The sequence below is a fragment of the Pectobacterium punjabense genome, assembly GCF_012427845.1.
In the GTDB taxonomy this organism is placed as follows: Bacteria; Pseudomonadota; Gammaproteobacteria; order Enterobacterales; family Enterobacteriaceae; genus Pectobacterium; species Pectobacterium punjabense.
This window is the reverse complement of the sequence record NZ_CP038498.1, coordinates 2,339,393-2,353,048: the sequence shown is the minus strand read 5'-3', so window position 1 is coordinate 2,353,048 and position 13,656 is coordinate 2,339,393. Positions and strand designations below refer to the sequence as shown.

The 13,656-nt window shown below is 49.3% G+C and carries 13 protein-coding genes, 1 pseudogene and 1 other annotated feature; of the genes and pseudogenes, 12 read left to right on the top strand and 2 right to left on the bottom strand.

Annotated features, from left to right (window positions below; translation table 11 throughout):
• The first annotated feature begins 27 nt into the window (after window positions 1-27).
• The 8 genes and pseudogenes from E2566_RS21855 (at window position 28) to E2566_RS10575 (ending at window position 9,059) form a co-directional block, all read left to right on the top strand.
• Window positions 28-549: an AraC family transcriptional regulator ligand-binding domain-containing protein gene (locus E2566_RS21855; protein ID WP_240618657.1), complete on the top strand. Its 522-nt coding sequence runs from the start codon at window positions 28-30 to the stop codon at window positions 547-549.
• A gap of 83 nt (window positions 550-632) precedes the next feature.
• Window positions 633-1,055, top strand: a complete 423-nt coding sequence (locus E2566_RS21850; RefSeq protein ID WP_240958794.1) for a helix-turn-helix transcriptional regulator — start codon at window positions 633-635, stop codon at window positions 1,053-1,055.
• Window positions 1,056-1,222: 167 nt separating this feature from the next.
• Window positions 1,223-1,327: a sequence feature (Trp leader region), on the top strand.
• 31 nt (window positions 1,328-1,358) lie between these two features.
• A complete protein-coding gene (locus E2566_RS10605; RefSeq protein ID WP_107170399.1) occupies window positions 1,359-2,921 on the top strand; it encodes an anthranilate synthase component 1 in 1,563 nt (520 codons plus the stop codon).
• Window positions 2,921-4,566, top strand: a pseudogene (trpD, locus tag E2566_RS21845) (bifunctional anthranilate synthase glutamate amidotransferase component TrpG/anthranilate phosphoribosyltransferase TrpD). The gene E2566_RS10605 and the pseudogene trpD overlap by 1 nt, the downstream one beginning before the upstream one ends.
• Before the next feature lie 7 nt (window positions 4,567-4,573).
• A complete protein-coding gene (gene trpCF, locus E2566_RS10590) occupies window positions 4,574-5,935 on the top strand; it encodes a bifunctional indole-3-glycerol-phosphate synthase TrpC/phosphoribosylanthranilate isomerase TrpF (protein WP_107170401.1) in 1,362 nt (453 codons plus the stop codon).
• A gap of 19 nt (window positions 5,936-5,954) precedes the next feature.
• Window positions 5,955-7,148: a tryptophan synthase subunit beta gene (trpB, locus tag E2566_RS10585; protein WP_205942493.1), complete on the top strand. Its 1,194-nt coding sequence runs from the start codon at window positions 5,955-5,957 to the stop codon at window positions 7,146-7,148.
• Window positions 7,148-7,954 (top strand): tryptophan synthase subunit alpha, encoded by an 807-nt coding sequence (gene trpA, locus E2566_RS10580; protein ID WP_107170403.1) that lies wholly within the window; start codon window positions 7,148-7,150, stop codon window positions 7,952-7,954. Before trpB ends, trpA begins: the two co-directional genes overlap by 1 nt.
• 385 nt (window positions 7,955-8,339) lie before the next feature.
• Window positions 8,340-9,059 (top strand): oligogalacturonate-specific porin KdgM family protein, encoded by a 720-nt coding sequence (locus E2566_RS10575; RefSeq protein ID WP_107170404.1) that lies wholly within the window; start codon window positions 8,340-8,342, stop codon window positions 9,057-9,059.
• Window positions 9,060-9,190: 131 nt separating this feature from the next.
• On the opposite strand, the gene ompW is transcribed toward E2566_RS10575, so the two are convergent.
• Window positions 9,191-9,823, bottom strand: a complete 633-nt coding sequence (gene ompW, locus E2566_RS10570; protein WP_107170405.1) for an outer membrane protein OmpW — start codon at window positions 9,821-9,823, stop codon at window positions 9,191-9,193.
• Window positions 9,824-10,170: 347 nt separating this feature from the next.
• Between ompW and E2566_RS10565 the strand changes: the two genes are divergently transcribed.
• From E2566_RS10565 to yciA, 3 genes are all read left to right on the top strand, one after another.
• Window positions 10,171-10,923, top strand: a complete 753-nt coding sequence (locus E2566_RS10565; RefSeq protein WP_107170406.1) for a YciC family protein — start codon at window positions 10,171-10,173, stop codon at window positions 10,921-10,923.
• A gap of 198 nt (window positions 10,924-11,121) precedes the next feature.
• On the top strand, window positions 11,122-11,688 hold the full coding sequence (locus tag E2566_RS10560) for a septation protein A (protein ID WP_107170407.1): 567 nt from the start codon (window positions 11,122-11,124) through the stop codon (window positions 11,686-11,688).
• A 22-nt stretch (window positions 11,689-11,710) separates the two neighbouring features.
• Complete coding sequence (gene yciA, locus E2566_RS10555) at window positions 11,711-12,133, top strand: acyl-CoA thioester hydrolase YciA (RefSeq protein ID WP_010275288.1); 423 nt, start codon at window positions 11,711-11,713, stop codon at window positions 12,131-12,133.
• A 110-nt stretch (window positions 12,134-12,243) separates the two neighbouring features.
• Here yciA and tonB read toward each other — a convergent pair whose 3' ends face one another.
• Window positions 12,244-12,999 (bottom strand): TonB system transport protein TonB, encoded by a 756-nt coding sequence (tonB, locus tag E2566_RS10550; RefSeq protein WP_107170408.1) that lies wholly within the window; start codon window positions 12,997-12,999, stop codon window positions 12,244-12,246.
• 265 nt (window positions 13,000-13,264) lie between these two features.
• Between tonB and E2566_RS10545 the strand changes: the two genes are divergently transcribed.
• Entirely contained in the window at window positions 13,265-13,561 is a 297-nt protein-coding gene (locus E2566_RS10545; RefSeq protein WP_107170409.1) for a YciI family protein, read from the top strand.
• Window positions 13,562-13,656: the final 95 nt, after the last annotated feature.

Sequence of the window (13,656 nt, the reverse complement as noted above, 5' to 3'; positions counted from 1 at the left end):
AAACAATAAAACAAGGAGTATGCCATCATGTATGTAATAAGAAGAAAATATATAACATCATTAGAGAGTATATTAAAAAAGGAAGGGATAAATGTAGACGCACTATCAAATGATACAACAATACGCGACAGGGGTGAAGAAAGTGGTGGTGAATTCACCAGTGTTTATAACATTCAAGCGTTGCTTAACATTGCCTATGCCAGTCAGGGAAAAGAAAGTTTTGGGCTACTATCTTATGAATATTTTCATCCTGGTGATTATGACATTGTTAATTATATTATGATGAGTAGTGACAATCTATTACATGCCCTTGAATGCCTTTGCCGTTTTTCCAGACTGCTATACAGCGGATGCCAACTAACGTTAGATAAAAAAAACACAAATACATACTGTATTGGATTTACTTATCTCTATCCACAAGATAAAAACAAAGAAATCACCCGCCAATTTCATGAATTAACAGTCGCCAGTTTACTGGCTTATTGCCAGTGGCTAATTTTACTCATTTCTCTTCCATGGAGTTTAGTTATCCACAACCCTACAGCATAAGAAAATATGAAACGCTATTTGCTTGCCCAATGACCTTTGGCACAGATCGAAATCGTGTTTATCTGAATGCAGAAACACTGTTAATGCCATTAGTTACGTCCAATGCATCACTTTTCAAGTTGCACGAAAAACACGCAACCTACTTGATCGACATTCTTTTTAATAAAACAATAAAGGGCCGGGTAAGAGACAGCATTAGCAAAAAACTAGAAGCCGGTTCATGCAATATTCATTCGGTCGCATCTGACTTCTTTATGACTCCACGGACATTACAGCGGCGTCTGGAAGAAGAAGGGGCTTATTTCAAGGATATACTTGAGGACGTTAAAATGAATCTTGCAGAATATTACCTCATCTATAGCCAATACTCACTTTCTCAAGTTGCTGAATTTGTTGGATATAAAGAGCTCAGCAGCTTCCACCGAGCATGCCTACGCTGGTTCGGGTCATCTCCAGGATTCTTTCGCGAAAGAGGTGGCAGGAAGGCATGCTTGCCCAGGAAATGACATAACGGCTGCCTTTTTATGATGTAAAGCATGGATAAAATAATCCTATTGCAGGTGTTGACATTTTATCGTCGAACCAGTTAACTAGTACGCAAGCTCGGTACACAAACACGGTGTCCGCAATAAACAGTGAGACGATGATAATGGCAACGCAGAAAATGATGAAACATGGTTGGTGGCGCTCTTCCCTATCGCGGGTGGACTAATCACGCATCGCTGTTATCACACATGCAGATATTCCCAAACCCGCTTAACTAAGCGGGTTTTTTATTTGATGGGCACAACATTAAACGGGTAGCAAGAATGCAAACAACACAACCGAAACTGGAACTGCTGCGTACCGAGGCCGTTTACCGTAACGACCCCAGCGCCATCTTCCATCAGCTCTGCGGTGCCAGACCTGCCACGTTGCTGTTAGAATCAGCTGAAATCGACAGCAAGGAAAACCTGAAAAGCCTGTTAATTATTGATAGCGCACTACGTATCACCGCTCTCGGCCAGCAGGTTTCCGTTCAGGCATTAACCGCAAACGGTGCCAGCCTGCTGCCATTATTGGATGCCGCACTGCCTGCGGAAATTATTAATCAACCGCGTCCGAACGGTCGCGAGCTCACCTTCCCACTAGCCGACGCCATGCAGGATGAAGATGCACGCCTGCGTTCGCTGTCCGTATTTGATGCCTTACGCCAGATTCTAACGCTGGTTGCCTGCCCGACGGACGAACGTGAAGCCATGTTCCTTGGCGGTCTGTTCGCCTACGATCTGGTCGCCGGGTTTGAAGCATTGCCGGCGTTGAGCCAGCAGCAGCGTTGCCCCGATTTTTGCTTCTATCTGGCAGAAACCTTGCTGGTGCTTGACCACCAAAAACGCGTAACCGCCCTGCAAGCCAGCCTGTTTACGCCAAACCACAGCGAAAAGCTGCGTCTGCAACAGCGTCTGGAACAGTTGCAACTTCAACTTACCCAGCCCGCTCCTGCGCTGCCGCGTCAGTCTATCGAAGACATGACGCTGAGTTGCAACCAGAGTGATGAAGCCTTTGGTGACGTTGTCAGCCAGATGCAGGAAGCTATCCGCATCGGTGAAATTTTTCAGGTCGTGCCGTCACGCCGTTTCTCTTTACCCTGCCCTTCACCGCTGGCCGCTTACCAAACGCTGAAAGATAACAATCCCAGCCCTTACATGTTTTACATGCAAGATCAGGATTTCACGCTGTTTGGTGCCTCACCGGAAAGCTCGCTGAAGTACGATGCCGACAGCCGCCAAATCGAAATCTATCCCATTGCAGGTACTCGCCCGCGCGGCCGCCGTGCCGATGGTTCGTTGGATCGCGATCTCGATAGCCGCATTGAGCTGGAAATGCGTACCGACCATAAAGAATTGGCCGAACACCTGATGCTGGTAGATTTAGCCCGTAACGATCTGGCGCGCATCTGCCAGCCAGGCAGCCGTTACGTCGCTGACTTGACCAAAGTTGATCGTTATTCCTTTGTGATGCATCTGGTGTCGCGCGTGGTGGGTACACTGCGTGAAGATTTGGATGTTTTGCACGCTTACCGCGCCTGCATGAATATGGGCACGCTGAGCGGTGCACCGAAAGTCCGTGCCATGCAGTTGATTGCAGAAAGTGAGAAAACCCGACGCGGCAGCTACGGCGGCGCGGTGGGCTACTTCACTGCTCATGGCGATCTGGATACCTGCATCGTTATTCGCTCCGCCTATGTCGAAGACGGTATTGCTACCGTTCAGGCCGGTGCGGGCGTGGTTCTTGATTCTAATCCGCAGGCCGAAGCCGACGAAACTCGCAATAAAGCCCGCGCGGTACTGCGAGCTATTGCCAGTGCGCACCATGCAAAGGAGATCTTCTGATGGCCGACATCCTGCTGCTCGATAATATCGACTCATTCACCTACAACCTGGTGGATCAACTGCGTGCCAGCGGCCATCAGGTCGTGATTTACCGTAACCATCTGCCTGCCGACGTCATCATTGCGCGGTTACAGCAAATGGAAAAACCGATTTTGATGCTCTCTCCCGGCCCTGGCACACCAGCGGAAGCAGGCTGCATGCCGGAACTGCTGCAACGTCTGCGCGGTCAACTGCCAATCATTGGTATTTGCCTCGGCCATCAAGCCATCGTGGAAGCCTACGGCGGCCATGTCGGTCAAGCGGGTGAAATCCTGCATGGCAAAGCGTCTGCCATTGACCACGATGCCAGCGGCATGTTTAGCGGTTTACCGCACCCGCTGCCCGTTGCACGCTACCACTCGCTGGTCGGCAGCAACATTCCTTCTACGCTGACCGTCAACGCGCACTTCAATGAGATGGTGATGGCCGTGCGTAACGATGCGGATCGCGTTTGCGGTTTCCAATTCCATCCTGAGTCGATCCTGACCACACACGGCGCTCGGCTGCTGGAACAAACGCTTGACTGGGCGCTAGCTTAACGAGGGATACGATTATGCAACTGTCTTCTGCGACTTTGGAACCGTCTACTGCTCAGGATGTATTTATCATGCAAAACATACTGGAAAAATTATACCGCGCGGAAAACATCAGCCGTCAGGAAAGTCAGGCGCTGTTTGGCGCCATTATCCGCGGTGAACTGGATGCCAGCCAGCTGGCAGCAGCGTTGATTAGCATGAAAGTGCGCGGTGAGCATCCCGATGAAATTGCGGGTGCCGCTACGGCATTACTGGCCGATGCTCAGCCATTTCCTCGCCCCGACTATTTATTTGCCGATATCGTCGGCACCGGCGGTGACGGTACAAACAGCATCAACATCTCAACCGCCAGCGCATTCGTTGCTGCCAGCTGTGGCCTGAAAATCGCCAAGCACGGCAACCGCAGCGTCTCCAGCCGTTCTGGTTCATCCGATTTGCTCTCTGCTTTCGGCATTAAGCTGGATATGAGCGCACAGGACTCACGTCAGGCGCTGGACGATTTGGGCGTGTGTTTCCTGTTTGCTCCGCAATATCACCTGGGTTTCCGCCATGCCATGCCGGTGCGTCAGCAACTTAAAACCCGTACCGTTTTCAACGTGCTGGGGCCGCTGGTTAACCCGGCTCGTCCGCCGCTGGCGCTGATTGGCGTGTATAGCCCCGAATTGGTTCGCCCTATCGCTGAAACGCTGAAGGTGCTGGGCTACCAACGTGCAGCAGTGGTACACGGTGGCGGGATGGATGAAGTCGCGATTCATGCGCCAACACAGGTTGCAGAGTTACATAACGGAGAGATCGAAACCTACGAACTGACACATCGCGACTTCGGTCTAGAGGCATACCCGCTGTCGGCATTACAAGGCGGAACACCGGAAGAAAATCGTGACATTCTCGCGTCGCTGCTACAAGGTAAAGGCGAACGCGCACACGCCGCTGCGGTTGCCGCCAACGTTGCGTTGCTTCTGAGATTGTTCGGGCAAGAAGATCTGCGCCAGAATGCGCAACAGGCACTTGAAGTCATTCATAGTGGACAGGCTTATCAACGCGTTGTCGCCCTGTCCGCCAGAGGATAATAGAACCATGCAGGAAACCGTATTACATAAAATTGTGCGTGATAAAGCCCTCTGGGTTGCAGAACGTGAGAAAGCACAGCCGCTGGCCTCTTTTCAACATGAGATCGTTCCCAGCCAGCGCGACTTTTATCAAGCGCTGAAACAGGATAAACCTGCCTTTATTCTGGAATGTAAAAAGGCATCGCCGTCGAAGGGATTGATTCGCGATGATTTTGACCCGGTGGCAATTGCTCAGGTCTATAAAGATTATGCGTCCGCTATTTCCGTTTTAACCGACGAGAAGTATTTCCAGGGTGACTTTGCCTTTCTGCCTCAGGTCAGCGCCGCGGTACACCAGCCCGTGTTGTGCAAAGACTTCATTATTTCACCCTACCAGATTTATCTGGCGCGCTACTATCAGGCCGATGCCATTCTACTGATGCTGTCCGTGCTGGACGACGACCAGTATCAGCAATTGGCCGAGGTGGCGCACAGTCTGAAGTTAGGCGTGTTGACGGAAGTCAGTAATGAAGAAGAGCTACAGCGTGCCATTCAGCTCGAAGCGCGCGTCGTCGGGATCAACAACCGTGACCTGCGCGATCTCTCTATTGATCTCAACCGTACTCGGACACTCGCACCACGTCTGCCTGCTGGCGTAACCGTGATCAGTGAATCCGGTATCAACCGCCATGCGCAGATTCGTGAACTCAGCGCCTTTGCTCAGGGATTCTTGATCGGCAGCTCGCTAATGTCCGAGCCGGATCTGAACGGTGCAGTACGCCGCGTGATTCTAGGTGAAAACAAAGTCTGTGGCCTGACGCGTGCAGCAGATGCACAGGCCGCCTATCAGGCGGGTGCGCTCTACGGCGGGTTAATCTTTGTCGCCAGTTCTCCGCGCTATGTTGACGTCAAACAAGCTACCGATGTCATTGGGGGAGCACCACTGCGCTATGTCGGTGTTTTCCGCAACGCGCCCGTCGAACACATCGTTGCGATCACAACGCAGTTAGGATTAGCAGCCGTTCAACTGCACGGTGATGAAGATCAACAGACGATCGACCGGCTGCGCCAGCAATTACCTGCGACGTGCCAAATTTGGAAAGCGCTGAGCATCACAGATGTGCTGCCAGAACGTAATCTTATCCACGTCGATCGCTATGTGTTTGATAACGCTCAGGGCGGCAGCGGTAAAACGTTCAACTGGTCACTGCTGGCCAATCAGTCACTGGATAACGTGTTGTTAGCCGGTGGCCTGAATAACGATAACTGCGCCCTGGCGGCACAGCAAGGTTGCGCAGGACTGGATTTCAATTCCGGGGTGGAAAGCGAACCGGGAAAAAAAGACTCACATAAAATTGCTGCGGTTTTTGCGACATTACGTCAGCCGTAACACTAAAACAGACGGGAAAATTATGACATTACTCAACCCTTACTTCGGTGAATTCGGCGGACAATTTGTTCCGCAGATCCTCATCCCGGCGTTACGCCAGTTAGAAGAGGCTTTCGTCAGCGCACAAAAAGATCCTGAATTTCAAGCCGAGTTTACCGATCTGCTGAAAAACTATGCAGGTCGTCCAACGGCGTTAACCCTGTGCCAAAACCTGACGGCAGGAACGAAGACGAAGTTGTACCTAAAGCGTGAAGATCTACTGCACGGCGGCGCGCACAAGACGAATCAGGTACTTGGACAAGCATTGCTGGCTAAACGCATGGGCAAAAGCGAAATCATCGCTGAAACCGGCGCAGGCCAACACGGCGTCGCGACGGCGCTGGCTTGCGCCCTGCTTGGCCTAAAATGCCGCGTTTATATGGGAGCAAAAGACGTTGAGCGCCAGTCGCCGAACGTGTTCCGCATGCGTTTGATGGGGGCGGAAGTAATTCCGGTTCACAGCGGTTCTTCCACGCTGAAAGATGCCTGCAACGAAGCGCTACGTGACTGGTCTGGCAGCTATGAAACGGCACACTATCTGCTGGGAACGGCTGCTGGCCCGCATCCTTATCCAACGATCGTACGCGAATTCCAACGCATGATTGGTGAAGAAACCAAAGCGCAGATCCTGGAAAAAGAAGGTCGCTTGCCGGATGCAGTACTGGCCTGTGTTGGCGGTGGTTCTAACGCGATTGGGATGTTCGCTGATTTCATCGACGATACTACCGTCCGTCTGATCGGCGTCGAACCTGGCGGCTTGGGCATTGAATCCGGGCAGCACGGCGCACCGTTAAAACACGGTCGCGTTGGTATTTATTTCGGCATGAAGTCCCCGATGATGCAAACGTCCGACGGACAAATTGAAGAGTCTTACTCTATTTCCGCCGGGCTGGATTTCCCGTCCGTAGGGCCACAGCACGCCTACCTGAATAGTATTGGTCGTGCCGACTATGTCTCGATTACCGATGATGAAGCGCTGGATGCCTTCAAAGCACTCTGCCGTAATGAAGGTATTATTCCCGCGCTGGAATCCTCCCACGCATTAGCACATGCCTTGAAGATGATCAAAGCAGAGCCGGAGAAAGAGCAACTGCTGGTGGTCAACCTGTCAGGTCGGGGTGATAAAGACATCTTTACCGTGCACGATATTTTGAAAGATCGGGGAGAAATGTAATGGAGCGCTACCAACAGCTATTTGCACGCCTGTCAGAGAAAAAAGAAGGCGCGTTCGTCCCGTTTGTCACGCTGGGCGACCCATCCCCTGAGCAATCACTGAAAATTATCGATACGCTGATTGCTGCGGGTGCTGATGCGCTGGAATTAGGCGTGCCCTTTTCTGACCCACTGGCGGATGGCCCAACCATTCAGGCAGCTAATCTGCGCGCTTTCGCCGCAGGCGTCACGCCAGAGCAATGTTTTGAGATGCTGGCGACTATACGTCAGAAATACCCAGAAATTCCGATTGGCCTGCTGATGTATGCCAATCTGGTCTTCAGCAATGGTATCGATGAATTTTATCAGCGTTGTGCCGAGGTTGGCGTCGATTCGGTTTTAGTGGCAGATGTTCCCGTGGTGGAGTCGGCTCCTTTCCGTACGGCAGCGCTACGGCACGGTATTGCCCCTATCTTTATCTGCCCGCCTAATGCTGATGATGAGCTATTACGCGAGATCGCCTCTTATGGCCGTGGCTATACCTATCTGGTGTCACGCGCAGGCGTGACAGGAGCAGAAAAACGCGCCCAACTACCGCTGAATCATCTGGTTGCCAAACTGAATGCGTATCATGCTGCCCCACCACTGCAAGGATTTGGCATTTCCGATCCAACTCAAGTGCGAGAAACATTAGCGTCAGGTGCCGCGGGGGCTATTTCTGGTTCTGCGATCGTGCGGATTATTGAAAAAAATCTGAACCAGCCCAGCTTAATGCTGTCAGAGTTACACACCTTTGTGAGTGAAATGAAAGCAGCTACGCGTTCATAACACGTTTCAGGCGCGCGATTTGTACTTAGCGCAAGCAATGTCGCGCGCCGAATAGTGTTTCAAATTATTTCTTATTTTACTGGCGGGAAATATATTCAATAATTATTTAATTTCCAAACTTCAATAATTGTAAGAAAAGTTTTCAAATTGAAATAATTATTTAATTCCACATCAAATAAATAAATTAATTTCCCAGTATTTTTTAATCCGCATAAATCCCACGAATAAAACACGAAGAGAATCACAGAATTGAGATCATTTAAAATTTTCTCTTTTTGAAGATCTTGTTCACATTACTGTAAGATAGAATAAATAGAATGAAATCGCTGAACAAAGTGGCAGCGCGTTTTTTAAATAATAATTCTCTTCAACATGGGATAATAAAATGAAAGTTAAAATATTGACGATGATGGTAACTTCCTTAATCAGCTTAAGCTCCATGGCTGTTACGATTGACTATCGTCATGAGATGAATGATTCAGCAAAAAACGACCATAAAGATCGCCTGCTGATGTCCCACCGTTTTGACAACGGCTTTGGCCTGTCAATGGAAGCAAAATGGGGTCAATCAGACGCCGATAAAACACCAAATAAACCGTATAACGAGCCAGTCAGCAACGGTACTGAAGTTACCGCTAGCTACCAGTACAAGTTCGACAAAACCTTTGGCGTTGAAGCGGGCTTAAACATGGTGTCCTCTTCAAAAGACAACAACTACCGCCCTTATGTCAAAGGTACGGCTAACATTACCGATTCACTGTACTATGGTCTGCGCTACCGTGCATCTTACCTGCGCAAAAGTGACAGCATCGGTACTACAGCCCCTTCCGACATGAAAGGTTATACCATCACCAGTACGCTGGGTTATAAACTGCCTGCGAACTTTGTGGTTGAATACGAATTTGAATACGACAAGAAAACCAAAGCCGGTTCTGTTGGTTACCTTGCCGACAACGACAACTACGGCCTCACTCATAACGTTAAATTAGCGTACAAATATGACAAAAACTGGACGCCTTACGCTGAAGTCGGCAACGTGATTGGCAGCAAAACGACTGACGAGCGTCAAACTCGTTACCGCGTTGGTGTGCAATACAATTTCTAATGGCTAACGCCATATAGAAAATAGATTTAATAGCAAATAGCGTTCTTTTTATTGGTTTGTTATTTCCTGTCTATAAAAACGGCGAAGTTATTCACTTCGCCGTTTTTTATTCTTCATATTTAACTATCAAATCAGAAGCGGTAGCCTACACCAAACATAAAGGCCCACGGATCGAGTTTAGTATGGATACTTTGCTGAGCGTTACCGGCTTTAAATTTCACATCGGTATCAATATCCATCCACCATACGGACATGTTTACTAGCCAATTCTTGTCCAGGTTGTAATCCAACCCAGCCTGCGCTGCAATACCCCAGGAATTTTTCAGGCTCAGATCGCTCAAACCCGCACCTTTCCCCGTATCATTGAATTTCTCGTCGAAGAACATCGTGTAGTTCAGACCAACGCCTAAATAAGGGCGTAACTTATCTTGAGCATCGCCAAAATAGTACTGTGCTACCAGTGACGGTGGCAGGTGCTTAACTTCCGCAATTGTTCCCGTACCCGGTGTGCCAACCTTGTGTTTGAACGGCGTAGCGGCGAGCAATTCAACACCAATGTTGTCCGTCACCATATAGCTGAAAGTCAGACCCAGTTGAGTATTGTTGCTAACCTGAAACTCCCCCAACCCCAGCACGTTGTCCGAGCTTTCAGCAGGACGCACAGTAGCCGTTCCCGCCCGAACAATAAAATCCCCCGCTTGATGAGCCTGCGCAAATGCAGGCATGAGTGCCGCTGCCAACAATAAGAAAGATGTTTTTTTCATTACCCACTCCATTTATAGGGTTTAAATTTCGAGCGAAAGATACCCCTAAATGGGTATTATTGTTTTAAGCCAGATCACATCCTTTAAAGGTTTTACGTTCAAATTGAACTAAATCACTTATCACTAACTAATTAAAATTCATGGGATTGATCCAGATCAAAAACAGCATGACGAATAAATTGCGTCATTAATGATGAGGAAAATGGATATGGGTAACCCTGCCACATTGATCCTCAACGAAAGTAAAAACAGCATTGCATCGCTAACGGGGTGCCACAGCGCGAATTAACAGGTTACAATCGCGAGTTAAGTTCTTTCTGTCGATTTATCTTTTCCAAGGAGCCTTCATGCCTATCACGGCTAACACGTTGTACCGTGACACGATGAATTTTACCCGTAACCAGTTCATCAGCATCTTAATGATGTCACTGTTGACGGCATTCATTACTGTCATACTGAATCATGCACTATCGCCTTCTGGAGACGAGTTACAGATTCTGAGCAGTTCCAGCAGCGATCTGTCATCTTCTGTCGAATCTGGCTTAATGGACTTGATTCAGCAGATGACGCCGGAACAACAAACCGTGTTGCTGAAAATGTCGGCAGCAGGCACTTTTGCTGCATTAGTAGGTAATGTGCTGCTGACGGGCGGGGTTCTGATGCTGATCCAACTGGTTTCTGGCGGACACCGCACCAGCGCTCTACGCGCTATTGGCGCATCCGCACCTTTTTTATTCCGCCTACTTTTCCTGATTCTGCTGTGCACGTTGCTCATCCAGCTTGGTATGATGCTTTTGATCATCCCTGGCGTATTGCTCGCTATTGCACTGAGCTTATCACCGGTGATTGTGGTAACGGAAAAAAGCGGGATTTTCAACGCGATTAAAGTAAGTACTAAGCTCGCCTATAGCAACTTACGCGCTACAGCGCCCGCCATCGTGATGTGGTTGCTGGCTAAAATCGTTATTTTGCTGGTCGTGTCAAAGTTACCTATTTCCTCACCCACGGTACTCGGCGTGGTTCTGAACGGCTTGAGCAACTTGATCTCCGCCATTCTGCTGATTTACCTGTTCCGCCTTTATATGTTGCTGCGCGCATAACTACCGCTCCCAGCCTATGCCACACCTGTGGTGGCATAGGCTTAGCAATCCCTTGGCCGTTACCGACCCATTCGTAATTTTCTGCAAATTATTACAATATCTCGGGAATGGTGATCCACAATAAAGGATAATGGCATGCGCTATCGGGTAACTCTTGCGGGTTATGATTACGACACAGTTGAGTGATGGATTGACATAATGAAGCAACTTCTTGATTTTATACCGTTGGTCGTTTTTTTTGCGGCCTATAAACTTTATGACATCTATATTGCATCGGGTGCGCTGATTGCGGCAACGGCGCTGTCACTCGCGGTCACCTGGGTGATGTACCGTAAAATAGAGAAAATGACGCTGGTTACCTTTGCGATGGTCGTCGTTTTTGGTTCGCTAACGCTGGTATTCCATAATGATCTGTTTATTAAGTGGAAAGTGACCATCATCTACGCCTTGTTTGCCATTGCCCTGCTGGTTAGCCAGTTTGTCATGAAACAGACTCTGATTCAGAAGATGCTGGGCAAAGAGTTGACCTTACCGCAGCCTGTCTGGGGGAAACTGAATTTCGCCTGGGCCATGTTCTTTCTGGTGTGCGGATTGGTTAACATTTATATTGCTTTCTGGCTACCGCAAAGCGTTTGGGTAAATTTTAAAGTCTTTGGACTAACCGGTGTGACGCTGCTGTTTACGCTGGTTTGTGGCGTCTATATTTATCGCCACTTACCTAACGACCAAGAGAAATCAGAAGAAGAAAAAAGCGAGCTACAGTAATCGCTAAACCGAGGCATACACAATGAGCACACAAAACGTGTTACCACAGGGTGAACTGGTTCTCCGTACGCTGGCAATGCCAGCTGATACCAATGCGAACGGGGATATTTTTGGCGGCTGGTTGATGTCGCAAATGGACATCGGCGGTGCCATTCTGGCGAAAGAAATCGCCGAAGGGCGCGTCGTTACTGTACGGGTTGATGGGATGTCGTTCCTAAAACCCGTTGCCGTCGGCGATGTGGTTTGCTGCTATGCGCGTTGCTTACGTACTGGCCGTAGCTCTATCAATGTCAACGTTGAAGTCTGGGTAAAGAAAGTGTCGTCTGAGCCGATTGGTCAGCGCTATCGGGCCACCGAAGCGTTATTCACTTACGTCGCCGTCGATGAAGAAGGCCATCCACGTGAACTGCCAGCCGGTAAAAGCAACTTCACGCCAAGCGAGTAATATCAGACTGAGCGCTTGCTGCATCGACACGATTTCACCCGTTCTATAATGAAAACGGGGCATCATCTATCAAAGACGATGCCCCGTTTCTTTTTATGTATTGCCGGGTATTATTCGACCGCCGCCCCGCCATCAATTTTAAACACGATGGTCACAACCAGATCTTTACCTGGCTTGCTCGCTTCGTAACGCCATTTACGCATCGCCTGTTTGATGTCACGTTCAAACATATTGCGCGGCTCAGCAGAAAGTACCCGAACGTTGTCAACGCGCCCGGATTCATCCACATCAAACTGCATTTTCACTCGTCCTTCAACGCGTAACGAGAACGCGCGGGCTGGATACTGTGGCTGCGCGCGGCTCAGCGGACGTGGCCCACTCGACTGTGAGCTTGCTGCTGGTGCAGGTGCCTGTTTCACTGGCGCATTATTGACATTGCGCGTCGGCTCTTCGCTGGTAAACGGCGAAGGCGGCTGTTTTTCAACGGTCGGTTCACGCTTAACCGGCTTCGGCTGCTCCACCTTCTTCACGGGCTTAGGCTCCGGTTTAGGTTTCGGCTTGGGTTTTGGTTCAGGTAACGGTATCGCTACTGGCTGCGGCACGGGTTCCGGTTCTGGAATCGGTTCCGGCTCAGGTTCTGGCTGCTTAACGGGCTCGGGTTCAGGGGCTGATTTGGCAACAGGTGCCGCTTCGTAGGCTGCGGGATTCACCATTACCACGCTGATAGGTTTAGACTCCTGCGGTAATTCAATTGAATTATTAAACGAAGCGTACAGCAAACCTGCAATCAGTGAACCGTGGAAACCAACTGAAAGTATGAATGGCCATGAGTAACGACGGGTTAGAAAAAATTTTTTTTGCGGCATAGTCTGTCTTTATCCTCTTATGCCGCCCAAGTTTAAATGCAAATAGCAATCATATTCAATAACAACCCGTGGAATTGTAAAAAAAACAGAAATTGTGGGGGGATTACTCTGGCAAATCAACCTATTGTCCTCGAGCTATTGTCTTCAAACAACATCACGTATGATAGTAGAAACACGTTTCTCTTACCGATAGTGTTTGGCCGTTGGGGGAACCGTACCCGGAATCCCGAACGCGAGAATTTACCTTCCTACCCGTGAGGCCACTATGCTCTATGTCATTTATGCTGAAGATAATGTTGATTCCCTGGCAAAACGCCTGTCGGTCAGACCAGACCATCTTGCCCGTTTACAGGTATTACGCGATCAGGGTCGGCTGATTACTGCTGGCCCCTTACCCGCTATCGATAGCGAAGATCCCGGTCAGGCTGGTTTTAGCGGTTCTGTCATTATCGCCGAATTCGCATCGTTGGATGAAGCTACGGCGTGGGCCAATGCGGACCCTTACATCGCGGCTGGCGTCTACAAACACGTTAGCGTGAAACCATACAAAAAAGTGTTTTAGGAGTTCCGTTGATACAGGTCATGATAGTACGAAAAATCATGACCTCTTGCCCCCACACCAAAAGCTGAAATATTTTAGTCATTTAACAGTGATAG

Coding starts and splice junctions, on each gene's coding strand:
- E2566_RS21855 (WP_240618657.1), top strand. CDS start 28: ATGTATGTAATAAGAAGAAAATATATAACATCATTAGAGAGTATATTA.
- E2566_RS21850 (WP_240958794.1), top strand. CDS start 633: ATGCCATTAGTTACGTCCAATGCATCACTTTTCAAGTTGCACGAAAAA.
- E2566_RS10605 (WP_107170399.1), top strand. CDS start 1,359: ATGCAAACAACACAACCGAAACTGGAACTGCTGCGTACCGAGGCCGTT.
- trpCF (WP_107170401.1), top strand. CDS start 4,574: ATGCAGGAAACCGTATTACATAAAATTGTGCGTGATAAAGCCCTCTGG.
- trpA (WP_107170403.1), top strand. CDS start 7,148: ATGGAGCGCTACCAACAGCTATTTGCACGCCTGTCAGAGAAAAAAGAA.
- E2566_RS10575 (WP_107170404.1), top strand. CDS start 8,340: ATGAAAGTTAAAATATTGACGATGATGGTAACTTCCTTAATCAGCTTA.
- ompW (WP_107170405.1), bottom strand. CDS start 9,823: ATGAAAAAAACATCTTTCTTATTGTTGGCAGCGGCACTCATGCCTGCA.
- E2566_RS10565 (WP_107170406.1), top strand. CDS start 10,171: ATGCCTATCACGGCTAACACGTTGTACCGTGACACGATGAATTTTACC.
- E2566_RS10560 (WP_107170407.1), top strand. CDS start 11,122: ATGAAGCAACTTCTTGATTTTATACCGTTGGTCGTTTTTTTTGCGGCC.
- yciA (WP_010275288.1), top strand. CDS start 11,711: ATGAGCACACAAAACGTGTTACCACAGGGTGAACTGGTTCTCCGTACG.
- tonB (WP_107170408.1), bottom strand. CDS start 12,999: ATGCCGCAAAAAAAATTTTTTCTAACCCGTCGTTACTCATGGCCATTC.
- E2566_RS10545 (WP_107170409.1), top strand. CDS start 13,265: ATGCTCTATGTCATTTATGCTGAAGATAATGTTGATTCCCTGGCAAAA.